The organism is Clostridium transplantifaecale, from assembly GCF_900626075.1.
Taxonomy (GTDB): Bacteria; Bacillota; Clostridia; order Lachnospirales; family Lachnospiraceae; genus Otoolea; species Otoolea transplantifaecalis.
Map to the genome: position 1 here is coordinate 499,958 of NZ_UYZY01000004.1, position 26,361 is coordinate 526,318.

The following is a 26,361-nucleotide window of genomic DNA, read 5'->3' on the forward strand; positions in this document are numbered from 1 at the left end:
AACGATGAAGAGTCTGCTTTGTCAACTTTTCACCGTCGGTAAACAGAAGAGATTTGACAAGGGAGGCAGGCAAGACACCAGTATTGCCTGCCTACATATGTCTGGATAAGGAGAAAAGCGAGTGATTCATCAATATATAAATAACGGTTTTTATATCGTTTTAGACGTGAACAGCGGTTCTGTCCATTCAGTGGATCCGCTTCTTTATGATGCAATTAAACTTCTCTCAGACAGGCTCGCGGATATGAGTGAACCTGCGCCGGTGCCTCAGGCTGTGGCAGAGGAAGTGACGGGTATTCTGAAGGAAAAATACAGTACGGATGAAATAAGGGAAGCGTTTTCCGACATTCAGGAGCTGATTGACAGGGAAGAGCTTTTTACTGCCGATGTGTATAAAGACTATGTCATGGATTTTAAAAAGAGGCAGACGGTTGTAAAAGCGCTTTGCCTCCACATTGCCCACGACTGTAATCTGGCCTGTAAATACTGCTTTGCGGAAGAGGGAGAGTACCACGGCCGCAGGGCGCTGATGAGCTTTGAAGTGGGCAAGAAGGCACTCGATTTCCTGATTGCAAATTCCGGTTCCAGGAGAAACCTGGAAGTGGATTTCTTCGGCGGCGAGCCTCTGATGAACTGGGAGGTTGTAAAACAGCTTGTGGAATACGGCCGTTCTCAGGAGGAGCTTTACAATAAGAAGTTCCGTTTTACCCTGACCACAAACGGGGTTCTGTTAAACGACGAGATCATGGATTTCTGTAACAGGGAGATGAGTAATGTTGTTCTGAGCCTGGACGGAAGGCAGGATGTCAACGACAGGATGCGTCCGTTCAGAAACGGAAAGGGAAGCTATGATCTGATCGTTCCAAAGTTCCAGAAGTTCGCGAAAGAGCGGGCGGAGCGCGACTACTTTGTCAGGGGAACGTTCACCAGAAATAACCTGGACTTCTCCGGGGATGTGCTCCATTTTGCAGATCTCGGTTTTGAAAAGATGTCCATAGAGCCGGTCGTGGCTCCTCCGGAGGAAGATTACGCCATCCGGGAGGAAGATCTTCCTCAGATTATGGAAGAGTACGATAAACTGGCTGTAGAATATATTAAACGCCAGAAAGAGGGAAGGGGTTTTACCTTTTTCCACTTTATGCTGGATCTGAACCAGGGCCCCTGCGTTGCAAAACGCCTTTCCGGCTGCGGTTCGGGAACTGAGTACCTGGCAGTGACGCCATGGGGGGATCTCTATCCATGCCATCAGTTTGTGGGAAATGAAGAATTCCTGCTCGGCAATGTGGACGAGGGAGTGACGAATTCGGCGATCCGTGATGAATTCAAGCTCTGCAACGTCTACGCAAAGGACAAGTGCAGGGACTGCTTCGCCAGATTTTACTGCAGCGGCGGCTGTGCGGCCAACTCTTTTAATTTCCACGGCTCCATCACAGATGCCTATGACATCGGATGCGAGATGCAGAAAAAGCGCATTGAATGCGCAATCATGATTAAAGCGGCTCTGGCCGAGGAAGAATAAAAGAAGAGATAATTTGAGAAACACGGCTGAAAAGCAAGCATAGATGAAAAGCAAAAGGAGAAAAGCAATGAAGAACAAAAAAGGAAAGGGCCTCTTAGGGCTGCTGATCCTGCTTGTTGCCGTCGGTATATTCGGTTATTTTGGATATTCAACGATGGAATCAATCAAGCTGGGACTGGATCTGGCCGGCGGTGTCAGCATTACCTACCAGGCAAAAGAGGAAAATCCGTCTTCAGAAGATATGGCGGACACGATCTATAAACTGCAGCAGAGGGTGCAGAACTACAGCACCGAGGCTGAGGTTTATCAGGAAGGTAACAACCGTATCAACGTAGATATCCCTGGTGTTTCCGATGCCAACGCGATTCTGCAGGAATTAGGCAAACCTGGTTCCCTCGTTTTCCTGGATTCTGAATTTAATCAGGTTCTGGACGGAAAACAGGTGAGCAGCGCCAAGGCCGGCATGGATGACAGCAGCGGCGTAAAAGAGTATGTGGTTGCCCTGACCTTCAATGAGGAAGGTACAAAGGCATTTGCCGATGCAACGACAAACGGAGTTGGAAAACCAATTTATATCGTATATGATGGGCAGGCCATTTCCGCCCCTAACGTAAAAGAGCCAATCACAGGCGGACAGTGCCGTATCGACGGTATGGGAAGCTATGAGGAGGCTGAGAATCTGGCTGCTACGATCCGTATCGGTTCCCTTTCCCTGGAACTGGAAGAGCTTCGTTCCAATGTCGTTGGTGCAAAGCTGGGCCAGGAAGCCATTTCCACCAGCCTTAAGGCCGGAGCAATTGGCTTTGCAATTGTTGTTGTATTTATGATTTTTGCATACCTGGTACCCGGTCTTGCAGCTTCCATAGCTCTGTGCCTGTATGTAGGCCTGATTCTGGTCCTGCTGGCAGCTTTTGAAGTAACGCTCACCCTTCCGGGTGTGGCCGGTATTATCCTGTCTATCGGTATGGCGGTAGATGCCAATGTCATCATCTTCACCCGTATCAAGGAGGAGATTGGCCTTGGCAAGACTGTAAAATCTGCAATTAAGACAGGTTTTGCAAAAGCCCTTTCCGCGATTATCGATGGTAACGTTACAACTCTGATTGCGGCGGCGGTTCTGTTTTGGAGAGGTTCCGGTACCGTAAAAGGTTTCGCTTCCACGTTGGCGATCGGTATTGTCCTTTCCATGTTTACGGCATTGTTTGTGACAAAATTCACCTTGAACTGCCTGTATGAGGCAGGATTGCAGGATGCCAAATTCTATGGTATTAAAAAGGATACCAAGATAAAACCATTCTTAAAATACAAAAAAATCTGTTTTGCAATTTCAGCAGTTATGATTGTGGCAGGTTTTGCCGCCATGGGCCTGAACAGCTCCTCCACAGGTACGATTCTGAATTACAGCATGGAGTTCAGGGGAGGAACATCTACCAACGTGACCTTTAATGAGGATCTGTCTTTAGATCAGATTTCGTCCGAAGTTGTCCCTGTAGTGGAGAAAATTACGGGAGAAGCGGGAACTCAGACCCAAAAAGTAGCGGGAACGAATGAGGTTATTATCAAGACAAGAACCCTGAGCGTGGATGAGAGAGAAGCGCTTGATCAGGCTATGGTTGACAATTTCGGAGTTGACCAGGAGAAGATTACGGCAGACAGTATTTCCGGTGCGATCAGCAACGAGATGAAGCAGGATGCCATCATAGCCGTAGTCATTGCCACTATCTGTATGCTGCTTTACATCTGGTTCCGGTTCAGCAACATTACATTTGCGGCCAGCGCGGTTCTGGCTCTTGTGCATGACGTGCTTGTAGTTATCACATTCTATGCAGTATTCAAGTGGTCTGTAGGTTCTACCTTTATTGCGTGTATGCTTACTATTGTGGGATATTCCATCAATGCCACCATTGTTATTTTCGACCGTATCCGTGAGAATATGAAGCTGAAAAAGCACACACAGACGGTTGAAGATGTTGTAAACTTAAGTATCAGCCAGACGCTGACAAGAAGTATCAATACTTCCCTTACCACCTTTATTATGGTATTTGTACTCTTCCTGATGGGCGTTTCTTCCATCCGCGAATTTGCGCTTCCGTTAATGGTTGGTATTGTCTGCGGTACGTACTCTTCCGTTTGCCTGACCGGTTCCCTGTGGTATGTCTTCAGCCAGAATAAGGATAAGAAGGCAGCCGAGGCACGTACGGCAATGAAAAAGAAAGAGAAATAATTTATGGAATACAAGATTCTTTATAAAGATGGACGTGCCAAGAGGGCGGAGATGAAAACCGCCCACGGCACCATCCAGACACCGGTTTTCATGAATGTGGGTACGGTCGGCGCCATTAAAGGCGCCGTGTCGACCGACGATTTGAAGGAAATCGGTACCCAGGTGGAGCTGTCCAACACCTACCACCTTCATGTGAGGACCGGAGACAAGCTGATTAAACAGTTTGGCGGCCTTCACAAATTTATGCACTGGGACAGGCCGATTCTGACTGATTCCGGCGGTTTCCAGGTATTTTCCCTGTCGGGTCTCCGAAAGATTAAGGAGGAGGGCGTTTATTTCAACTCCCACATCGACGGCAGGAAGATATTCATGGGACCGGAAGAGAGCATGCAGATTCAGTCCAACCTGGGTTCCACAATCGCGATGGCATTCGATGAATGTCCTTCCAGCGTGGCCTCCAGGGAATATGTCCAGGCGTCGGTAGACAGGACCACGAGATGGCTTGTCCGCTGTAAGGAGGAGATGAAACGTCTCAACTCCCTGCCCGACACGGTAAACCGGGAGCAGCTTCTTTTTGGAATCAACCAGGGAGCGGTTTACGACGATATCCGTATTGAACATGCAAAGACCATCAGTGAGATGGATTTGGACGGTTATGCGGTGGGCGGTCTGGCCGTGGGGGAAACTCACGATGAGATGTACCGCATACTGGACTCGGTTGTTCCATATCTGCCGGAGGATAAACCTACTTACCTGATGGGAGTGGGAACGCCGGCCAACATTCTGGAGGCGGTAGACCGCGGTGTGGATTTCTTCGACTGCGTATATCCGACCAGAAACGGACGCCACAGCCATGTATACACAAACCATGGCAAGATGAACCTGCTCAATTCAAAATATGAGCTGGATCCGAGACCTCTTGAGGAGGGATGCGGCTGTCCGGCATGCCGTTCTTACAGCCGGGCGTATATCAGACATCTCTTCAAGGCAAAAGAAATGCTCGGGATGAGATTATGTGTATTGCATAATTTATATTTTTATAATAAAATGATGGAAGAGATTCGCGACGCAATCGAACATCACCGTTATGCCGAGTATAAGGCTGCAAAGCTGGCCGGCATGATGGCCGGTGAGGAACAGAACTGAGAATACTCAGTTAAGAGCTCCATCCGGGAACAAACTAAAAATTAAGATTACGCGGCGAGGCGGCGGATCGGTCAAAGGAGGAAAGAAAATGGGCACAATGGGCTGGGTACTTTATTTTGTCTTTATCATAGGACTTATGTACTTTATCGCGATCAGACCACAGCAGAAAGAAAAGAAAAAGATGCAGGAACTGATGGCAGGTGTTTCAGTAGGCGACAGCGTTCTGACATCCAGTGGATTTTACGGTGTTATCATCGACATGACGGATGACACGGTTATCGTGGAATTTGGAAGCAATAAGAACTGCCGTATTCCAATGCGCAAGGATGCAATCGTTCAGGTTGAAAAACCGGAACTGTAATTGAAAAATAGTGGTTGAAGATATGTAACAGTATTGTTTTACCGCAGCAGGAAACGCTGTCTGGAGAATTGTCCGGGCGGCGTTTTTATTTTAGTTGAGATGCGAGGACGCCTCTGTGAGACGGCGGACGGGGGAGGGGGAGGGTGTGTATGAGTCTTCAGTCCCGGTTTGCAGGGGGTGGCGAGGGGGAATCCAGGAGAAAAAATTCCTGCGGGGACTCGCTCCCGCTTGTGGAATGCGCAGCGGGTGCTAGATTCGAAAATACCTCATCAAGCACCGGCGGATTCCAAGGTCTCCCTTCGGAAAGTTTTCTCCTTCCTTCCCCGGGCAGGTTGTCGGCGGGACTGAAGACTCAGGGAAGGTTGTTGCCCCGTCCGCCGGCTTCAGGGGCTGATTGTCTCTTTCGTCAAGTGGGGTGGTAGTATTGTCGCGGCCACTATATAGCCGTAACTATTTTACGTTCTGACGATATCCTGGGATGCATAAAAAGAGTAGCAGAATAAACACTCTAAGATTATAAGATTATAAGTTTACATAGTTTCAAAGTGAACAGGATGTAGTTTTCGGGCATCCGGGGAAACGTAGTGGCAGCGACAAGCGCCTCCCCCCATTGAAGAAGTAGGACAGATCAGGCGCCGCAGGCCGGGGGCCGGGCAGCCGTCTTTGGCTGAGTCTTTTGTCCCGGCCATAACCTTCCTGCGGGGGAGGGAGAAAAAGATTCCGGAGGGAACCTGGGAGTTCATTGGTACTTACCGAGGTCTTTTCGAGGTTAGTACCATATGTACTCCAACGAGCGCAAGCGTTTCCCGGAGGAACTTTTTCTGCCCGGATTCCCCGCCCACGACAACCTTTCTCCGGGACGAAAGACTCATCGATCCCCCTCACCACCCCGGCCCCTGGCCTGACGGCGGTGTCCTCATTTCTCAATCAAATCCTCATTTAATAGTAAAAGGCAACATCTTAAAATGAACGCGTTCATTAAAACGTTGACAAACAAGAACCATTATCATATAATATAAATGAACATGTTCATTTAATAGAGACAGGGGAAGGTTACAGTATGAGAAAAAAAGATGACAGTCTGCGCGGCACTCTGATCGATTCTGCGCGGGCAATTGCAGATACGGAAGGAATTGAAGCGGTCAATATGCGCTCGATTGCACAGAGGGCAGGGGTTGCAACCGGTACGGTTTATAACTATTTTTCCAGCAAGGAGGATATCCTGCTGGCTCTGACGGAAGAGTACTGGAAGAAGACGCTGTACGAGATGAGGACGGCGGTCACGGCAGATTCTTTCTGCGGACAGCTTGAAGAGATTTTCTTCTTTCTGAAGGAACGTATCGACAGCTCGGGAAGTTCGCTTATGAACAGCCTGGGTGAAGTGAAGAAAGCGGGGCAGGAACGCATGGAATCGATGCAGGCGGTACTGGCAGAAACGCTGCTCCGGCGGATGGAGCAGGACCCTTCCGTGCGGAATGATATCTGGAACGGGACATTTACCATGGAACAGTATTCGCGCTTTATTGTGGCGAATATGGTCATGTTATTGAGGACGGAGCCGTATGAATTCCATTTCTTTATCGAGATGGTCAGGCGTACGCTCTGCAGGACGGGAGACGAAGATGGCACAGGCGATTGCGGAAACAATATTTGATATTTTATATCTTGGGTTTGCCCTGATAACGGGACTGACCATGCTGGCTAAGGGAAAAGGCAGGCTTGTGAAGCTGGCCGGGCTTATGACGGCATTACTTGGAGCGGGGGATGCATTTCATCTGGTGCCGCGTTCCTACGCACTATGGACAAAGGGGCTGGAGGCCAACGCTGCTGCGCTGGGGATTGGCAAATTTGTCACCTCCATCACGATGACAGTTTTTTATCTGCTTCTTTATTATATATGGCGTGAACGGTATGGAATCAGGGAAGAGAGACAACTTACGGCGGCCGTGTGGATTCTCTCTATTCTCCGGATTGGGCTCTGCCTTCTGCCGCAGAACCAATGGCTCCAGTACCGCCAGCCGCTGATGTTCGGCATACTGCGCAACGTGCCGTTTGCGGTAATGGGCCTTATTATCATTGTGATTTTTGCAAGGGAGATAAAGCGGGCAAACGACGGTGTATTCCGTTTTATGCCACTGGCGGTGGGGCTGTCCTTTGGATTTTATCTGCCGGTTGTACTGTTCAGCGGAACCGCGCCTGCGGTCGGCATGCTGATGATACCGAAAACACTGGCTTACGTATGGATTGTGCTGATGAACCGAAGACTTTATAAGCAGGAACGGCAAAGCAACTGAGAGTCCTACAGAAAGGGGAGCAAATGATGAAACATTACGCAAACGCATCTCTTGTATACGCGGCGGCAGCCATGGCATCGGGAGTGTTTTACAGGGAATACACGAAATTGAACGGTTTCACAGGCTATACAAATTTGTCTGTGATGCATACGCATTATTTTATTCTGGGAATGTTCTTTTTTCTTATATTGATGCTGCTTGAAAAGAATTTTAGATTGGCAGGAGAAAGGGGCGTTGGAAAGATTATCGCCGTCTATCATGCGGGGCTGAATATTACCGGACTTGGCTTTTTAATCAGAGGGCTGACACAGGTATGGAACAGCACGCTGAGCAGGGGCATGGACGCCTCCATATCGGGCATTGCTGGGATTGGCCATATTCTGCTTTCGGTTGGCGTGATTTTACTGCTGCTGAGGCTCAGGAAACAGGTAATTAAGGAAAATTAGCATATCAGGCCGGTTGTATAATGCATCCATGAAAAAAATCAGGCTTGCGGGACAGTCACGTTGTGATCATCCCGCAGGCTTTTTAGCTTTTATCACCCAGGAACAGATAGATAATGCCGCAGAAAATACCTGCGATTGGGAAAATAACCGAGGCATAGCGGAACATGTCGAACGCAAGGCCGAGGAACAGAAACAGGGCGGTTGCAAGCAGCATCACGGCGCCGCACAGTTTACCGGCCAAACGGCCTTTTTCCGTGTCATGCGGAAGGTTTGCCCGGTTGTATTTTTCAATATTATACTTATCCTTCTGGAGGCCGAAGTAGATAAAAATGCCCACGGCAAGAGAAGTACAGATGAGAAAAACAGCGCCGCCCGCTTCATCAAAGTAAGGAGACTGCATATATTCCAGTACCACGTTCAGGCAGAGGGCAAACAGAAGCAGGCTGACGCCGGATGCCATGGCGATTGCATATTTCCTGTGAAACTCGTCACGCTGTTCTCCCGTATAGAAATCAGCGACGGAGGGATAGCGTTTGCAGTAATATCTGTGGTTGACGTTTGATATAATCAGTATATATACGCCGATGCCAATCAGGATAAACATAATAATGCTGGTGAAGGCTTCGTTAAGAATCCCTTCAAGAGAGGCGGCGGGAACGACTGATAATATGATCAGGGAAACCGCAAAGGCCGTCATAAGGGAAAAATGGTTCATATGGAGGTCATAGCCGGCCAGGTCTTCTTTTTCCGCCTCCGTCACGTCGCCCTTGAGCAGAGTGTCCATCGAACAATCAAACAGTTCGCAGATCTGGAGCAGTTTCTCCATCTCCGGGTAGGACTGACCGGATTCCCACTTGGATACAGCCTGTCTGGACACCTCCAGTTGTTCGGCAAACTGTTCCTGTGTCAGATTTTTTTTCTTTCGTAAATATTGCAAATTGTCTGTAAAACTCATATTTTATCCTCCTGCAGAATGTATTTTATGTGTTTAATTCTACAGTTGCACCGGCGCTACCTCCACCAACTTCATGTATCAAATCTGATTTTGTCCGCTACCTGAGGTTGCGGAGCCTGAAACTGGCATAAGACGGCACGAAAACAGTCTGTTATGAGTCTATCTTACCGAATAAACATAAAATAATCAACATTTCCCGGTAACATGCTCTGCGATATAGAGAAACGGACAAAACATTTTACAAAATACATCCTGTGCAAACAGGAGCGGATTAAACGTGACCTGGTTACAGAACGGAGCGCGATGATATGTTATGATTCTAACTATCAAACATAAAGGAGTAATATGTATGTCTGTTAAAACAACTGCAAAACGATGCGTGTCAGTGAATGAGAAGAGTTGTGTCGCCTGCGGGGCATGCCAGAAGGTGTGTCCGAAAACGGCAATTGAGGTTTTCAGAGGATGCTATGCCGCCGTCGATCCGGGGCGGTGCGTCGGGTGCGGGCTCTGCGCAAGGATTTGTCCGGCGGGAGCGCTTTCTATTTTTACCAGGGAGGTGCAGTCATGAAAAATAAGCACTGGTATGATTATCTTTGGATATGGTCAATTATCTATTTTGCCCTTGGATTTTTTAATATACTTTTTGCCTGGCTGGGAATGATTGATTTTCTCCTGCCGATGTTCATCGCGATATTTGGCAGAAATAAATGGTTTTGTAACAACCTCTGCGGACGCGGCCAGCTTTTTGCCATGCTGGGAGGAAAATATAAGTGCTCCAGAAACAGGCCGACTCCGCGTTTTCTTGTAAGCCCGTGGTTCCGCTACGGTTTTCTTGCATTTTTCCTTACCATGTTCTGTAATATGGTATTCCAGACATATCTTGTGGCAGCCGGAGCGTCGGGTCTCAGAGAGGCAATCAAGCTGTTCTGGACTTTCAGGGTCCCCTGGGGATGGACTTACACGGCCGGTATGGTGCCCGACTGGGTGGCCCAGTACAGCTTTGGTTTCTACAGTCTGATGCTGACATCTTTACTGATCGGGCTGATTGTGATGGTTCTCTATAAACCGCGTACCTGGTGTACCTTCTGTCCGATGGGAACAATGACTCAGGGGATTTGCAAGCTGGAAAACAGGAATAAACAGTAGCGTTTACAATTGCTTTAATAAGTCCGTTCAATTTTTGCCGTTCCGTTACCTAATCTTAAGAAGATACTGATACAGCCCGCTAAAAAGAAGAGTGCAGCAAAGTGTAATATTTCATGCAATGATTCAGGCTTACCGCGTTTGGTAATCACTGCCATCCACCCAGATAACCCCAGGTTATAGGTCGAATTCCAAATTACTATACGCCGGGAGCCGGTAAATCGGTACAGACGGTTGAAAAATCAAGTTGAATAAGATATGATGGATACAGCGATAATCTGCACGCCGGGCGTGCGGGCCACCGTCATCAATCAGTTAGAGCGTGTCTGAAAGCCCACTTCTGCGGAAATGAGTTTTCAGACACGCTCTATATAATAAATTAAGAAACGCAGGAGGACAGGGATATGAATTATCAGATAGCAGTGATTCCGGGAGACGGAATTGGACCAGAAATCGTGAGAGAGGCATGCAAGGTGCTGGATCGGGTAGGAGAAGTCTACGGCCACACCTTTCAATATACGGAGGTGCTGATGGGAGGCGTTTCCATCGACGCACATGGAGTACCGCTTACGGATGAGGCGCTCGAGACGGCAAGAAAGAGCGATTCCGTGCTTTTAGGCGCTGTCGGCGGAGATGTGGGTAATTCCAGGTGGTACGATGTGGCTCCGAACCTGCGTCCGGAAGCCGGGCTTCTGGCTATCAGAAAGGGGCTGGGACTCTTTGCTAATATCCGTCCCGCTTACCTGTATAATGAACTGGCCGATGCCTGCCCGTTGAAACGTGAGATAATCGGGGACGGGTTCGACATGGTAATTATGAGGGAACTGACAGGCGGCCTCTATTTTGGAGAGCGTCATACAGAGGAAGTGGACGGAGTGCTTCAGGCCGTGGATACCCTCGTTTACAATGAGAATGAAATCAGAAGAATTGCCGTTAAGGCATTTGACATTGCAATGAAGAGAAAGAAACACGTGACCAGCGTCGATAAGGCGAATGTACTTGATTCCTCAAGGCTCTGGAGAAAAGTGGTGGAGGAAGTGGCAAAGGATTACCCGGAAGTCACCCTGTCCCATATGCTGGTCGATAACTGCGCAATGCAGCTTGTCATGAATCCGGGACAGTTTGATGTCGTCCTTACGGAAAACATGTTTGGCGATATTCTGTCTGACGAGGCGAGCATGATTACGGGTTCTATCGGAATGCTGTCTTCGGCCAGCCTGAACGAGGGCAAATTCGGCCTCTACGAGCCAAGCCACGGTTCTGCTCCCGACATTGCAGGAAAAGGGATTGCAAACCCTATTGCAACAATCCTGTCGGCTGCGATGATGCTCAGCTATTCTTTTGATTTGGATGAGGAATCAAAGGCGGTCGAGAATGCGGTGCAGCAGGTATTGACGGAAGGATACAGGACGGTAGACATTATGGCGGACGGATGTTCCCAGGTCGGCACCACTCAGATGGGGAAGCTGATTTGCGAGCGGATCCACAAATAAGAAAAAAGACCGGAACATTAAGGCTTGAAGAAAATGACACTGTATGCAATAAACAACTAAAAAACATAAAGTGTTGATTATTGTTTAGACATTACTTGAAAATTGTTTAAAAGTGCAAGATACATTAATTGAATATTAATTGTAAATAAAAGTTTATTATCAATAAAAGACTACATAAATCCCAAAAAAATAAAAAAATTGTTACAGGAATAAATGATGGAGTTTTGCACAAAACTCCATCATTTATAAAATTACATGAAAGGCGAAAACAATGCGCCGAACCGGGGCAGGTTTTACAAAAACCTGGTAAAAGCCCAAAATACTTGAAAGAATCCAAAAAAAACCTGGAAAAAAGCATATAAAACAGGTGAAAAAAGCTGGGAAATGCTGTAGAATAAAAGATAAACCAAAATGGGCGTTTATCTGAACGTGTAAAAATCAGTCGTGGAGTCAGTTGACTTGTGACAAGACGGAAAACAGGCAGAAAAAAGGAGACGAGGAAATATGAAAAGTGATGCAGTTAGAAAAGGGATGCAGCAGGCACCCCACCGTTCATTATTTAATGCGCTAGGCATGACCGAAGAAGAAATGAGAAAACCAATGGTGGGAATTGTCAGCTCTTACAATGAGATTGTTCCCGGCCATATGAATCTGGATAAAATTGTAGAGGCGGTTAAAATGGGGGGTGCAATGGCCGGAGGCACACCGGGGGGCTTCCCGGCTATTGCCGTATGTGACGGGATCGCCCTGGGGCACATTGGAATGAAGTACTCACTGGTGACAAGAGATCTGATTGCGGATTCCACAGAGTGTATGGCGCTGGCTCATGCGTTTGACGCCCTCGTCATGGTTCCAAACTGTGACAAGAACGTACCGGGACTCCTGATGGCGGCGGCCCGAGTCAATGTACCGACCGTGTTCGTCAGCGGCGGCCCGATGATGGCAGGAAGAGTCCATGGACAGAAGAGAAGTCTTTCCAGTATGTTTGAGGCGGTGGGGTCCTACGCAGCCGGCACGATGACGGAGGAAGAGGTAACGGAATTCGAGAATAAAGTCTGCCCGACCTGCGGTTCCTGCTCAGGCATGTACACTGCTAACAGCATGAACTGCCTGACCGAAGTGCTGGGTATGGGACTTAAGGGCAACGGAACCATTCCGGCCGTGTACTCCGAGCGTATCAAGCTGGCCAAACACGCCGGTATGAAGGTAATGGAGATGTATGAGAAGAACATCCGCCCAAGGGATATTATGACAAAAGAGGCATTCTTAAATGCCCTCACTGTAGACATGGCGCTCGGATGTTCCACCAACAGCATGCTTCACCTTCCTGCGGTCGCTCATGAGGCAGGCGTTGATCTGAACATGGAGCTGGTCAATGAGATGAGTTCAAAGACACCGAACCTCTGCCACCTGGCGCCTGCAGGTCCTACATATATGGAAGATTTAAATGAAGCCGGCGGCGTCTATGCCGTTATGAACGAACTGTCGAAGAAGAACCTGTTAAACCTGGACTGCATGACGGTGACGGGCAAGACGGTCGGAGAGAATATTAAAAACTGTGTAAACCGTGACCCCGAGATCATCAGGCCGATCGAAAACCCATACAGCCAGACAGGCGGAATTGCTGTATTAAAGGGCAATCTGGCGCCTGACACGGCAGTGGTAAAACGTTCCGCCGTAGCGCCGGAGATGCTTGAGCACCAGGGACCGGCCCGCGTATTCGACTGTGAGGAAGATGCGATTGCCGCCATCAAGGAAGGAAAGATTGTGGCCGGAGATGTGGTTGTGATCCGTTATGAAGGTCCTAAGGGCGGACCGGGCATGAGAGAGATGCTGAACCCGACGTCGGCGATTGCGGGAATGGGACTGGGTTCCTCCGTTGCCCTGATTACGGACGGCCGCTTCTCAGGCGCATCCAGAGGGGCATCCATCGGACACGTTTCACCGGAAGCAGCCGTGGGCGGACCGATTGCCCTCGTAGAAGAGGGAGATATCATTTCCATCGACATCAATCAAAATAAATTAAATGTTCTTGTTTCCGACGAGGTACTGGAGGAGAGAAGGAAGAACTGGCAGCCGAGGACCCCTCAGGTTACAACCGGTTATCTGGCAAGATATTCGGCCATGGTTACCAGCGGCAACAGGGGAGCTGTGCTGGAGGTCCCGAAGAAATAAGCGGAGTCCCGAAAGAACCGGCATCAGCCGTGAGATAAAAGATCACAGGAAAGCAGAGGAATATAAATGAAAACATTAACAGGAGCAGAAATCGTCATCGAATGTTTAAAAGAACAGGGAGTTGACACCGTATTCGGCTATCCCGGCGGTTCCATTTTAAACATTTACGATGCGCTTTATAAACATCAGAATGAGATCACCCATATCCTGACTTCCCACGAGCAGGGAGCATCCCATGCGGCCGACGGTTATGCCAGAGCCACGGGAAAGGTGGGCGTCTGCCTGGCTACGTCAGGACCGGGAGCGACGAACCTTGTTACAGGCATTGCAACCGCCAATCTGGACTCCATCCCGATGGTGGCTATCACCTGTAACGTGTCCATGAACCTTCTCGGAAAAGACAGCTTCCAGGAGATCGATATTCTTGGCGTAACAATGCCGATTACGAAATATAATTTCATTGTGAAGGACGTAACAAAACTGGCCGGCGTGCTGAGAAGGGCATTTACCATCGCAAGCAGCGGGCGCCCGGGCCCTGTCCTTGTGGATATTACCAAGGATGTTACGGCGGCGGAATGCGATTACGAATACAAAAAGCCGGATGAGATAAGGCGGGAAGATTCCGAGATTACGGAGGAAGATCTGGAAAAAGCCCTCGGCATGATCCGCGCATCCAAAAAGCCGTTTATTTTCGTGGGCGGCGGAGCCGTAGCTGCAGAGGCGGCCGACGAACTCCATGCATTTGCCCATAAGATCCAGGCCCCGGTGGCCGACAGCCTGATGGGAAAAGGCGCGTTTGACGGAACGGATGAACTCTACACGGGCATGATCGGCATGCACGGCACCAAGACTTCCAACTTCGGCGTGGCCGAGTGCGACCTTCTGATCGTAGTGGGAGCCAGGTTCAGCGACCGCGTGGTGGGAGACGCATCCCGTTTTGCGTCCCATGCAAAGATTCTCCAGCTGGATGTGGATCCCGCGGAGATTAACAAGAATATCATAACAGATGCCAGCGTTATCGGCGATGTCAAAGTGATTTTAAGAAAACTTAATGCCCGCCTGGATCCGATCAACCATGACCAGTGGATTGCCCATGTGGAACGGTTAAAGGATATGTATCCGCTCCGCTACAACAAAGAGATTCTGACAGGCCCGTATATTATGGAAAAGATATATGAGGTGACGGACGGTGAGGCAATCATCTCCACAGACGTAGGCCAGCATCAGATGTGGGCCGCCCAGTATTATAAGTACAAGAGGCCGAGACAGCTTCTCACTTCGGGCGGACTGGGCACGATGGGATACGGCCTGGGCGCCGCCATCGGAGCCAAGATGGGATGTATGGACAAAACTGTCATCAATATCGGCGGAGACGGCTGTTTCCGCATGAACATGAACGAGATTGCCACCGCAACACGTTACAACATCCCGATTATCCAGGTTATATTTAACAATCACGTGCTGGGTATGGTACGCCAGTGGCAGACGCTGTTCTACGGCATGAGATATTCACAGACCGTCTTAAACGATCAGGTGGACTTCGTGAAGGTGGCGGAAGGACTTGGCGCTAAGGCTTACCGCGTGACGGCGAAAGAGGAGCTGGAGCCGGTTCTCCGCGAGGCGATCAGCCTGAATGTCCCGGTGGTAATTGACTGCCAGATTGGGACGGACGACAAGGTATTCCCGATGGTTCCTGCGGGAAAACCGATCGAAGAAGCCTTTGATGAGATTGACTTACGGATAGAACAGTTGTAAAATAGAGAACATTCCATATTCTGGGATGTGAGCAGTAACAGAGTTTGAGAAGAGATATGAGGAAAAGAGGAGGAACTATCTATGAGCAGAGTCTACAATTTTTCGGCAGGTCCGGCCATTCTGCCGGAAGAAGTACTGAAAGAAGCAGCCGTTGAGATGATGGATTACAATGGCAGTGGCATGTCCGTTATGGAGATGAGCCACAGATCAAAGGATTTCCAGGATATTATCGACGACGCTGAAAAAGATCTGCGCGAACTGATGAATATTCCCGACAATTACAAAGTATTATTTGTACAGGGAGGCGGACACGTACAGTTTGCCATGGTCCCGATGAATCTGATGAAGAACAAAGTCGGCGACTATATCATCACAGGCCAGTGGGCAAAGAAAGCATATTCGGAGGCTAAGCTGTTTGGCACGGCGAATGCGGTTGCATCAAGCGCCGACAAGACATTCAGCTACATTCCGGACTGTTCGGATCTGCCTATCGATGAGAATGCGGATTACGTTTATATCTGCCTGAACAACACAATTTATGGTACCGTATACCATGAACTTCCAAACACCAAGGGAAAACCCCTGGTGGCCGATATCTCCTCATGTTTTCTCTCAGAACCGATCGATGTAAGTAAATTTGGCATTTTATGGGGCGGCGTACAGAAGAACGTAGGGCCGGCCGGTGTTGCCATTGTGATTATCCGTGAAGACCTGATTACGGAGGATGTACTTCCCGGTACACCTACGATGCTGCGCTACAAGACATATGCGGACAGTGATTCCCTTTACAACACACCGCCGACCTATACGATTTATATGTGCGGCAAGGTGTTCAAGTGGCTGAAGAAGATGGGCGGCCTGGAAGTAATGAAGGAGCGCAATGAGAAAAAAGCGAAGATCCTTTACGATTTCCTGGATGAGAGCGCTCTGTTTAAAGGCACGGTAGAGAAGAAGGACCGTTCCCTGATGAACGTACCGTTCGTGACGGGAGATGAAGAGATGGATGCCCTGTTTGTCAAAGAGGCAAAGGCAGCCGGATTTGTAAACTTAAAGGGACACCGCACGGTAGGCGGTATGAGGGCCAGCATTTATAATGCCATGCCAATCGAAGGCGTCGAGAAGCTGGTGGAGTTTATGCGTGAATTTGAGAAGAATCACGCGAAGTAATCGATGAGACGGAGGACGCAACTGATATGAAAAAGAGAAAGATACATTGCCTCAATCCGATTTCCAAATACGGAACCGGGTTGTTACCTGAAGAATATGAGATGACGGACTCTGCGGCTGAGGCCGACGGAATCCTTGTAAGAAGCGCCTCCATGCACGAGATGGAGTTCTCGGAGAACCTCCGGGCCGTGGCGCGTGCAGGGGCCGGCGTGAACAACATCCCTCTGGATGCCTGTGCGGAGCGCGGTATCGTCGTATTCAATACACCGGGTGCGAACGCAAACGGAGTGAAGGAGCTGGTGATTGCAGGCCTTATGCTGTCTGCCCGCGATATTGCCGGAGGAATCGGCTGGTGTAAACAGGAGAAAGAAAACCCGGACATCGCAAAAGACGTTGAAAAGGCGAAAAAGGCATTTGCCGGCACCGAGATTAAGGGCAAAAAGCTGGGCGTAATCGGCCTCGGCGCGATCGGCGCGGAGGTTGCTAATGCGGCGGCAGCGCTGGGAATGGAAGTTTACGGATACGATCCTTTTATTTCCGTAAGCGCAGCCTGGATGCTTTCAAGGGATGTAAAACACATCATGTCGGCCGATATTATTTACAAAGAGTGCGATTACATAACCGTTCACGTTCCGCTTCTCGACGGAACGAGACAGATGATTAATAAGACCACTATGGCGGATATGAAGGACGGCGTTGTCATCCTGAACTTTGCAAGGGATCTGCTTGTAAATGACGATGATATGGCCGAAGCTCTGAAGTCCGGCAAGGTGAGACGCTATGTAACCGATTTCCCGAACCCGAAGGTTATGGCTATGGAGCATTCCATCGTTACGCCTCACTTGGGCGCGTCCACGGAAGAGTCCGAGGATAACTGCGCCGCTATGGCGGTAAAAGAGATGATGGATTATCTCAATAACGGCAATATCAAGAATTCGGTTAACTATCCCGACTGTGATATGGGTGTGTGCTCCTCGTTAAACCGTGTGGCTCTGCTGCATATGAATGTTCCGAACATGATCGGCCAGATTTCTGCAATCCTGGCTGCCGCCGACATGAATATTGCCAACATGACCAACAAGAGCAAGGATAAATATGCCTACACACTGATTGATCTGGAGACGGAGCTGGATGATCTGACACGCCAGAAACTGAATGCGATCAAAGGCATGATGCGTGTGCGCGTAATCAGATAATTGTTGATGAATGCAGGATACGCCGGAGCGGCAGCTTGATAAAGAGCGGCCGCCCCGGTATTTTTGATGATGAAGGAGGAAGAAAAATGGCCGGTATTAAACCGTTTTACTGCATGCGGCCCGCCGCAGAATTCGCGTCGAGGGTGGCGGCCCTGCCCTATGATGTTTACAACAGAGAAGAGGCTAAGTCAGAGGTGGAGAGAGAACCCCTCTCCTTTTTAAGAATCGACAGGGCGGAAACGTCTTTTCCGGACGAAGTGGATACCTATGATGAGCGCGTTTACGCCAGAGCCAGGGAGCTTATGGCCCAGATGGAAGAGGAAGGGATTTTTGTGACCGAAGAGGTTCCCTGCTACTATCTCTATGAGCTTACGATGGACGGCCATACCCAGACCGGTATCACGGCCTGTTCATCGGTGGATGACTATTTGAACCAGATAGTGAAAAAACATGAGAACACCAGGGCGGATAAAGAGGTGGACCGCATCAGGCACGTTGATGTGACGGATGCCCAGACAGGCCCTATTTTTCTCGCTTACCGGGCCAGCAGCGTAATAAAGAAACTGGAAGAAGAGGTGAAAAAGGAAGAAGCTCTTTATGACTTTACTTCCCCTGACGGAGTGCGCCACAGAGTATTCAAAATTGCGCGCCCGGAATGGGTAAGCGCGATCACGGAAGAATTTTCCCATATTCCCTATACCTACATAGCGGACGGACATCACCGTGCGGCCTCGGCCGTGAAGGTGGCATTAAAGAGGCGGGAGGAGCATCCGGAATACACGGGGGAGGAAGAGTTTAATTATTTCCTTTCCGTGCTGTTCCCGGATGACGAACTCCAGATCCTGTCCTATAACAGGGTGGTAAAGGATTTGAACGGACTTGGAACGCAGGAATTTCTCGCTCAGGTACAGGAGTCATTTGAGATAACCGGAAAAATTGAGAGGAAGGCTGAGAATACCGCCGGGAAAACGGCCAAAAATACAGTGAACACCGAAAACGCCGGATGCGATGCATGCTCCGGGAAAATTCCTGCCCGCAAAGGTGAAATCTGCATGCTGCTTGACGGCGCCTGGTATACGCTGAAAGCCAGAGAGAGCATAATGACCGCAGATCCGGTGAAAGGTCTGGATGTTTCACTCTTACAGGAACATCTTTTAACCCCAGTCCTCGGAATCGGAGATCCGAGGACAGATAAGAGAATCGAGTTTATCGGGGGAATCCGGGGCACGAAGGAGCTGGAGAGGCGGGTGGATACCGACATGGCAGTTGCCTTTTCGATGTATCCGACCTCTATGGCCGAGCTTTTGTCCGTTGCGGACGCAGGCCTTCTGATGCCTCCCAAATCCACCTGGTTTGAGCCGAAGCTGCGCAGCGGGCTGTTTATCCATAAGCTTTCATAAAACTATTGAGTGACCTCACCCACAGCCGGATCCTTCATCTGGTAGATTCGGGACCATTCCTTGGTGCCGTCCACCTTGACGGTTTCGCTGCGGTTGACGCTCAGAAACTTGATAATTTCATAGCAGTCGATCCAAATTTCGTTGTTTCCCTCTTTCTGGGATTCATCGAAAATAAGCTGGATACCGAAATGCAGGTGCGATTCGTCGATATTGTTCGTATTTTCCGTTGCGCTGTATCCGGTCCGGCCCAGGTATCCGACCACATCGCCGGCCGTGACAATACTGCCTTCCTTAAGGTTACCCTGATATGGGTAATCCTTGCGCAGATGGGCATAATAGTAATAACGTTTTTTGTCAAAGCTTCTGATGCCCAGACGCCAGCCTCCGTACTGGTTCCAGCCGATAGCTTCCACATAACCGGATTCGACCGCAATGACCGGCGTTCCCGTCTGGCCCATCATATCGTGGCCCAGGTGCTGTCTCCGGTAACCGTAGGAGCGGGACACACCAAAATCGTCGTAGTGGCTGTAGGGAAAGTTTTTGGCCAGTGGATGAAATGCCTTAAGGCCGTATTTGGTCACCCAGACTTTCCGTTCGCCGTTCGGCGCAACCGGCTCCACATAAGGTGTTTCTTTATCGGCTGTATTCTGATTCTCGCTGCCGTCCTGTGATGCCCCCGGATCTCCTTCATTGATCTGGGTATCGGACAGGGCGAAGGCGGGAGCTTCCGATTCCGGGATCTGGATTTCATAATATCCGACGAGCCCTCCCAGAACGGCATTATATGCCTCAAGGTAATAGGGATAATATTTGAGATCTTTTGTGATTTCATCCATGGAGGTGCCGTTTTTAAGCTGCTCGGCCAATTTGTCCATATCGGAGGAGGAAAAACGTGAGAAATCGCCTCCATAACTGGCTCCGAGACAGGAGAGCAGTTCAATCCAGTTTAAATGGATATCCTGCTGGCAGGTGGCTACGTCATAGCGGAAAGCCTGTGTCATGGCATCGGCTGAAACATCAAAATCCACCCATTTGATATAATCTTTTGTTCCCTTACCGCTTTTGGGGCCTTCCTCTTCATTGCGGAACATGGAGAAAAGACCGCCGGAAAATGGGGAGGCTGAAGCGGATACTCCTTTTTGGCCCGTAATCCACCCTGCGAGCAGAAAAAGAACGGCCATAGCTTCAAGTCCGATGATAATCCCGGTTCGTCGTTTATGTAGAAAGAGAAGTAGCCGGTCGGCTCCGGCCGTTACTTTTTTAATAAATCGGTTCAAACGGATTCCCCTTTCACAAATATCATGACACTGTCCGGGCGCGGATGCCCCAGGGTTGTCTCGCAAAATTTATGGCGTCAGAGTCCCTTGTCATAAAGCTTCCGTGCAGTAAAAACCTGAAAAAAGTGTCTCTTATGATCATATGTGAAGAAAAGACGGAATATACCGTGAACTATGAAGAAAAAGAAAGGCGTGATTGACAGATGGAAGAGAATAGAACAGAAAATAAAATGCAGGAAAATCAGAACGGAGAAAAGCAGGGCGAAGAAAAGGAGGGCGGCACATACGCGGATATTTATGCGGAGGGCGGCGCCCTTGGCCCGGATGCGGTGGATTTCAGGGATAAAATCGGTATGGAAACCCTGGAGCGGCGGCCCGGATATGCAAAATGCGAGATAGAGATTAAACCGTGGCATTTGAATGTGCTGGGCGTAATTCACGGAGGCGTCCTTTTTTCCCTGGCCGACACGGTTTCCGGCACGGCAGCGGCGGCATCCGGCGAATACAGGGTGACAACGGTGAGCGGTAATATCAATTATCTGCGGGCGGGAAAAAATACGTCTAAAATTACGGCGGAAGCAGTGGAAGTGAAAAACGGGAAAACATTTTCCGTATGCGATGCAAAGATTTTTGATGATAAGGGCGCGCTTCTGGCAACCACTACCATGACATTTTACCATCTGCTCCCGAGAGGATAGGCGGGAAGTGACGCTCACTGCATTTGAGATACTAAAAGGATGCGCGGGATATTGCCTGTGAACATTGACACAAAAGTCTGCAATTCTTCCTGGGGAAGAAAATGCAGGCTTTTGTGATTGAGCGGCAATCAAAAGTCCGCGAAGCGGGGATGCCGTTGTTTGCACGATATTAAAGCTCGATTACGGTTTTGTCATCCGGCACAAAGAGATTCCCATGATAATAGGCAGCCCCTTCTTTCGTGTAGAGCTCCCGTCGTTCTTTGATGGTTTTATCTTCCGTATGCCAGAGGATCAGGGAAGGGATACGGAGACGCTCCGCCAGCTCGCAGGCCTCTTTTACCGTGCTGTGATGTTTTTCATAGGGCTTATAGCTCTCCCTGTCGCCATAGAGGCAGAACGCCTCGTGTAAGAGCCAGCTGCTGCCCAGGGCATAGCTTTCACACTGGGGATTCAGCGGTTCATCCCCGGCGCAGCACAGTTTCCTTCCGTCTGAAAGAATAGCGGTGAAACCGAACTGTCTGGCCTTGGTGGAATGAATGTCGAAAAATGTGATGTTAAGCCCCAGAATTTCATATGTCTCCTGATCCTTTACCGGGATCAGGCGGATGCGGCCGCCTATCATGGAGTGGAATTTTTTCTGCATGGTAAGACGGCAGATAGTGCTTATGGTTTCGGGCAGTTCATCGTGGCAGTAGATGTTTAAATCACCTTCGTAGACGCCCTTTTTCATTGCGGTTGCAATCATGCGTATCATCCAGACAATACCCAGGATGTGGTCGGTATGTTCGTGGGTAATAAAAATGTGGTGTATTTTGGAGAGCGGGACATCCATGGATTCGAGGATGCCGAGAATACCGTTGCCTCCCCCTGCATCGACCATAAAGTACTCGCCATTTACCGCCTGAATGGCAAAACATGTATTATAGCATCGGGTGACGGCGGCGTTGCCTGTCCCGAAAACGTAGAGAAGCTCTTTTTCCATGGTGAAACCTCCTTGCCGGTAGAAATATTGTAATAACTTTATTTTTTTCCCATCTTATGATACTATAAACCTATCATAAAAGCAATCGGACAGGTGTTTACATGCTTTACCGCATCCTTTTAACTGTGAGGAGGAATGGAACGCCGGGCCTGTAGTTACTGTTCACTCCGTGCACAGTGACACGCTCCGCGATGCACAGAAACGGCAAAAGCGCCGTTTCACGCCATGTAACTCGGGATTTTCACGAAAAAACGCGCGAAAACACCTCGCGGGACATTACCTGTGAACAGTAAGGCCTGTACGCAGGCATTTGCAGGACTGTCCGTCTGCTGGCAGGGGGGAAATGTAGAATGAGAGATCTGGCATACCTGAAACTGATGTCACGTGAATATCCGACCGTTGAAGCGGCGTCAAGCGAGATTGTGAATCTGATGGCAATCTGCGGACTGCCGAAAGGGACAGAGTATTTTTTCAGCGATCTGCATGGGGAGTATGAGGCTTTTATCCATCTGCTCCGCAGTTCCTCCGGTATTATCCGCGAGAAGATTAAAGAGACATTCGGCCATATTATTTCAGAGGAAGATGAGATACAGCTGGCGAACCTGATTTATTATCCGGACAGGCAGATTGCAAAGCTCAAACAGGAGCAGAGATACACAGAGGACTGGCAGAGGATTGCCCTCTACCGTCTTGTACAGATCTGCAAGGAGGTTTCTTCCAAATACAGCCGTTCCAAGGTCCGCAAGAAGATGCCCCCGGAGTTTGCCTATGCGATCGATGAACTTCTCCATGTGGATTACAACGATGACAACAAGAAGGTGTATTACAGTGAAATTATCCGCTCCATCATTGATATCGAGATGGCGGACAGCTTCATTATTGCCTTGTGCCGCCTGATTCAGAATCTGACTATCGATAATCTCCATATTATCGGTGATATTTTTGACAGAGGGCCGAGGGCTGATATTATTATGGAAGAGCTGATGCAGTTTCACGATGTGGATATCCAGTGGGGAAACCACGACATCTCCTGGATGGGGGCATCCACCGGCAATCCGGCCTGCATCTGCAGTGTATTAAGGATTGCAATCAGCTACAATGGTTTCGACGTGCTGGAGGACGGCTATGGAATTAATATCAGACCACTCTCCATGTTTGCGGCCAAAGTATACCACGATGATCCGTGCGCGCGTTTTATGCCGCGTATTCTGGATCAGAATATCTATGATGCCGTGGATCCGGGACTGGCGGCTAAGATGCATAAGGCGATCGCCGTTATCCAGTTTAAAGTGGAGGGGCAGATTATCAAACGCCATCCCGAATATGAGATGGACAGCCGGATTCTTCTGACGGCTATTGATTATGAAAAGGGAACCGTTACAATAGAGGGAAAAGAGTACCCGATGATGGACATGAACTTCCCGACCATCGATCCGGCCGACCCGCTGAAGCTTTCCCAGGAAGAGGAGGAGCTTTTACATACGCTGACGCTGTCATTCTGCCACAGCTCGCTTCTCCACAAGCATATTAAATTCCTGTACTCCAACGGCAGCATGTACAAGTGCTGCAATTCAAACCTGCTGTACCACGGATGTATCCCGATGAAGGAGGACGGCAGTTTTGACGAGATGGTGGTGGATGGAAGAGGCTACCGCGGAAAAGAACTGATGGATTTTATCGACAGACAGGTCAAGAATGCGTATTTTCTGCCAAACAGCGCCCCGGATAAAGAGGCGAGCCGCGATTTTATGTGGTACCTTTGGTGCGGCGCCAAGTCGCCTGTTTTTGGAAAAGACAAGATGACCACGTTCGAACACTATTTTGTGGAGGACCGGGAAGCGTCCAGGGAGAAGATGAATCCCTATTATAAGCTGAGCGTCCAGGAGGAATACTGTGACAGGATACTGGAGGAATTTGGCCTTTTAACAACCGGTTCCCATATTATCAACGGCCATGTACCGGTGAAGATTAAGGACGGTGAAACTCCCATCAAGGCGGGAGGAAAGCTGTTTATTATTGATGGAGGACTCTCTAAAGCCTATCAGGGAACAACGGGGATTGCGGGATACACACTTATTTTTAATTCCAGGCATCTGGCCCTGGCGGAGCACAAGCCATTCGATCCGAAGAAAGAGAGCACGCCGCGCGTCAGCATTGTGGAGAAGATGCGTAAGAGAATCATGGTGGCCGATACGGACGACGGAAAAGAACTGGCCCGGAGAATTGAAGACTTGAAAGAACTTGTGGCAGCTTACCGGAAGGGCGCCCTGAAGGAGAGAATCCGGTAAGGCGGGCAGCCGCAGCATAAGGAGTGACACATGAGAAAATCAGAATTTTTACAGGAGCTTAAGGAAGCTCTGCAGGGGGAGGTTTCCGACAGAGTTTTGCAGGAGAACCTGAGATATTATGACAATTATATTTCTCAGGAGACATCCGCAGGACGCAGCGAGGAGGAAGTGATAGAGGAGATTGGCGGCCCAAGGCTGATCGCCAGGACAATCATCGACAGCAGCGAGGCGGCCGGTGATATACCGGAACAGAGTGAAGGCTACTATGAGAGCCAGGGAGGCGGGTACCGGCAGCAGGAGAGCCGCAGCAGTTCGAGTTTCCACTATTTTGATCTGACTAAGTGGTATTGGAAACTTCTGCTTCTGGTGGTAGTGGGTCTTTTTATGTTTCTCGTCATCACGGTACTTGGCGGGATATTCGCCCTGTTGATGCGCTTTGCGGGTCCGCTGATTCTGATTTGGCTGATTTATACGTTTATTAAGGGGATGAAAAGATAAGAAATAGAAAATAAGAAATACAAGAATTCAGGAAGATATGATTATGAGAAAAGCCGCTGCCGGGATTGTGAGGGAGGTATCCGGGCAGCGGCTGTTTCCGAGTGGCGGTGAGAAACAGGCATAAGGCATTTTCACCGCCGCAAACATGTTGAGGTATATTTTAAATACATAAAAAGAGCATCAAGCTGCCTTCTTCGGCTGACTGAATGCTCTTTTTGAAGCTGGGCCACAAGGATTCGAACCTTGAAAATGACGGAGTCAGAGTCCGTTGCCTTACCATTTGGCGATGGCCCAATGAAATAACGATCTGTATTATACTTCGGGAAATGGGAGATGTCAAGCCCTTTTATGAAAAAATATTTAATTGGGAAATGAGGATTGTATTTTGCGGTTGGCACATCGAGTGAATTGAGAATTTACAGGAAAATATACTATAACTTGATTAGATTTTACGGGTATTTTTACGGTTTTTATATGTAAGTTCTGTTTATAATTAGATAGAACAATCGCCGGCAGAGAATCGATAGACAAGTCCGGCAGAAGCAGCTATAATATCAGCAGGATACCGGTCCGGCAGCTATCGACAGAGGGTGCAGGCACGGTATGACAGCGAGGTGGACTATGTATACATTTGAAAGCAGAGTGCGGTACAGCGAGATGGATGAGACCGGCCGCCTGTCGGTGACCGGGATTATGAACTATCTGCAGGACTGTTCCACATTTCAGTCGGAAGATTTGAAACGGGGGCTTTCTTATCTGTATGATAAGAAGAGGGCCTGGTGGCTGAATACGTGGCAGATTCTGATTGACCGCTGTCCGGGACTTGGCGAGCGTATCAGGATATCAACCTGGCCTTACGGTTTCAGGGGAATCTATGGATACCGGAACTTTACGATTACCGATTTGGATGGAAACTATCTTGTGAGGGCGGATTCCTGCTGGTTTTTCTATGATTTGGAGAAGAACTGCCCGGCCAGGGTGACCGAGGATGAGATACGGGGATATGGGCAGGGGGAGGAGAAACTTCCGCTTCCGGCTGCGCCGAGGAAAATCCTTTTGCCAAAAGATTGCGTGAGCGGGGAACCGGTTACGGCGGCAAGACATCATATTGATACGAACCAGCATGTGAATAATGCGCAGTATGTGGAGATTGCCAGGGAGCTTCTGCCTGAGAAATTCGCAGTCCGGGAACTGAGGACGGAATATAAGAAGGCCGCGGTGCTCGGAGACGTGATGTATCCGAAGATAGGAAGAATTCCGGAGGGATATGTGGTGTCTTTACAGGACGTTTCCGGGAATGTGTTTGCCAACATATGGCTGGCTGAGAAAAGAGAGGACGAATGA

22 protein-coding genes and 1 tRNA gene are annotated in these 26,361 nt (G+C 49.1%); 19 read left to right on the top strand and 4 right to left on the bottom strand.

The window, feature by feature from the left end:
* Nucleotides 1-121 precede the first annotated feature (121 nt).
* The 7 genes from scfB to EJL91_RS17165 all read left to right on the top strand — a co-directional run bounded on the left by scfB (nt 122) and on the right by EJL91_RS17165 (nt 7,990).
* A complete protein-coding gene (scfB, locus tag EJL91_RS17135; protein ID WP_125143174.1) occupies nt 122-1,519 on the top strand; it encodes a thioether cross-link-forming SCIFF peptide maturase in 1,398 nt (465 codons plus the stop codon).
* Between the two features lie 67 nt (nt 1,520-1,586).
* A complete protein-coding gene (secD, locus tag EJL91_RS17140; protein WP_125143175.1) occupies nt 1,587-3,743 on the top strand; it encodes a protein translocase subunit SecD in 2,157 nt (718 codons plus the stop codon).
* 3 nt (nt 3,744-3,746) lie between these two features.
* Entirely contained in the window at nt 3,747-4,889 is a 1,143-nt protein-coding gene (gene tgt / locus EJL91_RS17145; RefSeq protein WP_125143176.1) for a tRNA guanosine(34) transglycosylase Tgt, read from the top strand.
* Between the two features lie 88 nt (nt 4,890-4,977).
* A complete protein-coding gene (gene yajC, locus EJL91_RS17150) occupies nt 4,978-5,250 on the top strand; it encodes a preprotein translocase subunit YajC (RefSeq protein WP_125143177.1) in 273 nt (90 codons plus the stop codon).
* Nucleotides 5,251-6,310: 1,060 nt separating this feature from the next.
* Nucleotides 6,311-6,904, top strand: a complete 594-nt coding sequence (locus tag EJL91_RS17155) for a TetR/AcrR family transcriptional regulator (protein WP_125143178.1) — start codon at nt 6,311-6,313, stop codon at nt 6,902-6,904.
* On the top strand, nt 6,873-7,544 hold the full coding sequence (locus EJL91_RS17160; protein WP_125143179.1) for a hypothetical protein: 672 nt from the start codon (nt 6,873-6,875) through the stop codon (nt 7,542-7,544). The genes EJL91_RS17155 and EJL91_RS17160 overlap by 32 nt, the downstream gene beginning before the upstream one ends.
* Before the next feature lie 23 nt (nt 7,545-7,567).
* Entirely contained in the window at nt 7,568-7,990 is a 423-nt protein-coding gene (locus EJL91_RS17165; RefSeq protein ID WP_125143180.1) for a DUF2871 family protein, read from the top strand.
* Between the two features lie 82 nt (nt 7,991-8,072).
* Here EJL91_RS17165 and EJL91_RS17170 read toward each other — a convergent pair whose 3' ends face one another.
* The gene (locus tag EJL91_RS17170; protein ID WP_125143181.1) at nt 8,073-8,945 is read right to left on the bottom strand and encodes a helix-turn-helix domain-containing protein; all 873 of its coding nucleotides are present in this window, start codon (nt 8,943-8,945) and stop codon (nt 8,073-8,075) included.
* Nucleotides 8,946-9,294: 349 nt separating this feature from the next.
* On the opposite strand from EJL91_RS17170, the gene EJL91_RS17175 reads away from it, so the two are divergent.
* The 8 genes from EJL91_RS17175 (at nt 9,295) to EJL91_RS17210 (ending at nt 19,274) form a co-directional block, all read left to right on the top strand.
* Nucleotides 9,295-9,513 carry a 4Fe-4S dicluster domain-containing protein gene (locus EJL91_RS17175; RefSeq protein ID WP_125143182.1) on the top strand — a complete coding sequence of 73 codons (219 nt, stop codon included), beginning with the start codon at nt 9,295-9,297 and terminating at the stop codon, nt 9,511-9,513.
* Nucleotides 9,510-10,091, top strand: coding sequence for a 4Fe-4S binding protein (locus EJL91_RS17180; RefSeq protein ID WP_125143183.1), 582 nt, complete (start codon nt 9,510-9,512; stop codon nt 10,089-10,091). Before EJL91_RS17175 ends, EJL91_RS17180 begins: the two co-directional genes overlap by 4 nt.
* A 401-nt stretch (nt 10,092-10,492) precedes the next feature.
* On the top strand, nt 10,493-11,581 hold the full coding sequence (gene leuB / locus EJL91_RS17185) for a 3-isopropylmalate dehydrogenase (protein WP_125143184.1): 1,089 nt from the start codon (nt 10,493-10,495) through the stop codon (nt 11,579-11,581).
* Between the two features lie 504 nt (nt 11,582-12,085).
* Nucleotides 12,086-13,756 (top strand): dihydroxy-acid dehydratase, encoded by a 1,671-nt coding sequence (gene ilvD, locus EJL91_RS17190; RefSeq protein WP_125143185.1) that lies wholly within the window; start codon nt 12,086-12,088, stop codon nt 13,754-13,756.
* A gap of 66 nt (nt 13,757-13,822) precedes the next feature.
* Nucleotides 13,823-15,511: a biosynthetic-type acetolactate synthase large subunit gene (gene ilvB / locus EJL91_RS17195; RefSeq protein WP_125143186.1), complete on the top strand. Its 1,689-nt coding sequence runs from the start codon at nt 13,823-13,825 to the stop codon at nt 15,509-15,511.
* Between the two features lie 81 nt (nt 15,512-15,592).
* Nucleotides 15,593-16,678, top strand: a complete 1,086-nt coding sequence (gene serC, locus EJL91_RS17200; protein WP_125143187.1) for a 3-phosphoserine/phosphohydroxythreonine transaminase — start codon at nt 15,593-15,595, stop codon at nt 16,676-16,678.
* Nucleotides 16,679-16,704: 26 nt separating this feature from the next.
* Entirely contained in the window at nt 16,705-17,874 is a 1,170-nt protein-coding gene (locus tag EJL91_RS17205; RefSeq protein WP_125143188.1) for a phosphoglycerate dehydrogenase, read from the top strand.
* Between the two features lie 86 nt (nt 17,875-17,960).
* Complete coding sequence (locus tag EJL91_RS17210; protein WP_125143189.1) at nt 17,961-19,274, top strand: DUF1015 domain-containing protein; 1,314 nt, start codon at nt 17,961-17,963, stop codon at nt 19,272-19,274.
* A 2-nt stretch (nt 19,275-19,276) separates the two neighbouring features.
* Here EJL91_RS17210 and EJL91_RS17215 read toward each other — a convergent pair whose 3' ends face one another.
* On the bottom strand, nt 19,277-20,557 hold the full coding sequence (locus EJL91_RS17215; protein ID WP_423243454.1) for a M23 family metallopeptidase: 1,281 nt from the start codon (nt 20,555-20,557) through the stop codon (nt 19,277-19,279).
* A gap of 197 nt (nt 20,558-20,754) precedes the next feature.
* On the opposite strand from EJL91_RS17215, the gene EJL91_RS17220 reads away from it, so the two are divergent.
* Complete coding sequence (locus EJL91_RS17220; RefSeq protein ID WP_125143191.1) at nt 20,755-21,249, top strand: PaaI family thioesterase; 495 nt, start codon at nt 20,755-20,757, stop codon at nt 21,247-21,249.
* 169 nt (nt 21,250-21,418) lie between these two features.
* On the opposite strand, the gene EJL91_RS17225 is transcribed toward EJL91_RS17220, so the two are convergent.
* A complete protein-coding gene (locus EJL91_RS17225) occupies nt 21,419-22,231 on the bottom strand; it encodes an MBL fold metallo-hydrolase (RefSeq protein ID WP_125143192.1) in 813 nt (270 codons plus the stop codon).
* 350 nt (nt 22,232-22,581) lie between these two features.
* On the opposite strand from EJL91_RS17225, the gene EJL91_RS17230 reads away from it, so the two are divergent.
* Nucleotides 22,582-24,519: a fructose-1,6-bisphosphatase gene (locus tag EJL91_RS17230; protein WP_125143193.1), complete on the top strand. Its 1,938-nt coding sequence runs from the start codon at nt 22,582-22,584 to the stop codon at nt 24,517-24,519.
* 30 nt (nt 24,520-24,549) lie between these two features.
* On the top strand, nt 24,550-25,017 hold the full coding sequence (locus EJL91_RS17235) for an HAAS signaling domain-containing protein (protein WP_125143194.1): 468 nt from the start codon (nt 24,550-24,552) through the stop codon (nt 25,015-25,017).
* Between the two features lie 221 nt (nt 25,018-25,238).
* On the opposite strand, the gene EJL91_RS17240 is transcribed toward EJL91_RS17235, so the two are convergent.
* A tRNA-Gln gene (locus tag EJL91_RS17240) sits at nt 25,239-25,311 on the bottom strand.
* Between the two features lie 327 nt (nt 25,312-25,638).
* On the opposite strand from EJL91_RS17240, the gene EJL91_RS17245 reads away from it, so the two are divergent.
* Entirely contained in the window at nt 25,639-26,361 is a 723-nt protein-coding gene (locus EJL91_RS17245; protein ID WP_125143195.1) for an acyl-[acyl-carrier-protein] thioesterase, read from the top strand.

Excerpts from the sequence above, each read along its gene's own strand:
- secD (WP_125143175.1), top strand. The coding sequence starts at position 1,587 with ATGAAGAACAAAAAAGGAAAGGGCCTCTTAGGGCTGCTGATCCTGCTT.
- tgt (WP_125143176.1), top strand. The coding sequence starts at position 3,747 with ATGGAATACAAGATTCTTTATAAAGATGGACGTGCCAAGAGGGCGGAG.
- yajC (WP_125143177.1), top strand. The coding sequence starts at position 4,978 with ATGGGCACAATGGGCTGGGTACTTTATTTTGTCTTTATCATAGGACTT.
- EJL91_RS17155 (WP_125143178.1), top strand. The coding sequence starts at position 6,311 with ATGAGAAAAAAAGATGACAGTCTGCGCGGCACTCTGATCGATTCTGCG.
- EJL91_RS17160 (WP_125143179.1), top strand. The coding sequence starts at position 6,873 with ATGGCACAGGCGATTGCGGAAACAATATTTGATATTTTATATCTTGGG.
- EJL91_RS17165 (WP_125143180.1), top strand. The coding sequence starts at position 7,568 with ATGATGAAACATTACGCAAACGCATCTCTTGTATACGCGGCGGCAGCC.
- EJL91_RS17170 (WP_125143181.1), bottom strand. The coding sequence starts at position 8,945 with ATGAGTTTTACAGACAATTTGCAATATTTACGAAAGAAAAAAAATCTG.
- EJL91_RS17175 (WP_125143182.1), top strand. The coding sequence starts at position 9,295 with ATGTCTGTTAAAACAACTGCAAAACGATGCGTGTCAGTGAATGAGAAG.
- EJL91_RS17180 (WP_125143183.1), top strand. The coding sequence starts at position 9,510 with ATGAAAAATAAGCACTGGTATGATTATCTTTGGATATGGTCAATTATC.
- leuB (WP_125143184.1), top strand. The coding sequence starts at position 10,493 with ATGAATTATCAGATAGCAGTGATTCCGGGAGACGGAATTGGACCAGAA.
- ilvD (WP_125143185.1), top strand. The coding sequence starts at position 12,086 with ATGAAAAGTGATGCAGTTAGAAAAGGGATGCAGCAGGCACCCCACCGT.
- ilvB (WP_125143186.1), top strand. The coding sequence starts at position 13,823 with ATGAAAACATTAACAGGAGCAGAAATCGTCATCGAATGTTTAAAAGAA.
- serC (WP_125143187.1), top strand. The coding sequence starts at position 15,593 with ATGAGCAGAGTCTACAATTTTTCGGCAGGTCCGGCCATTCTGCCGGAA.
- EJL91_RS17205 (WP_125143188.1), top strand. The coding sequence starts at position 16,705 with ATGAAAAAGAGAAAGATACATTGCCTCAATCCGATTTCCAAATACGGA.
- EJL91_RS17210 (WP_125143189.1), top strand. The coding sequence starts at position 17,961 with ATGGCCGGTATTAAACCGTTTTACTGCATGCGGCCCGCCGCAGAATTC.
- EJL91_RS17220 (WP_125143191.1), top strand. The coding sequence starts at position 20,755 with ATGGAAGAGAATAGAACAGAAAATAAAATGCAGGAAAATCAGAACGGA.
- EJL91_RS17225 (WP_125143192.1), bottom strand. The coding sequence starts at position 22,231 with ATGGAAAAAGAGCTTCTCTACGTTTTCGGGACAGGCAACGCCGCCGTC.
- EJL91_RS17230 (WP_125143193.1), top strand. The coding sequence starts at position 22,582 with ATGAGAGATCTGGCATACCTGAAACTGATGTCACGTGAATATCCGACC.
- EJL91_RS17235 (WP_125143194.1), top strand. The coding sequence starts at position 24,550 with ATGAGAAAATCAGAATTTTTACAGGAGCTTAAGGAAGCTCTGCAGGGG.
- EJL91_RS17245 (WP_125143195.1), top strand. The coding sequence starts at position 25,639 with ATGTATACATTTGAAAGCAGAGTGCGGTACAGCGAGATGGATGAGACC.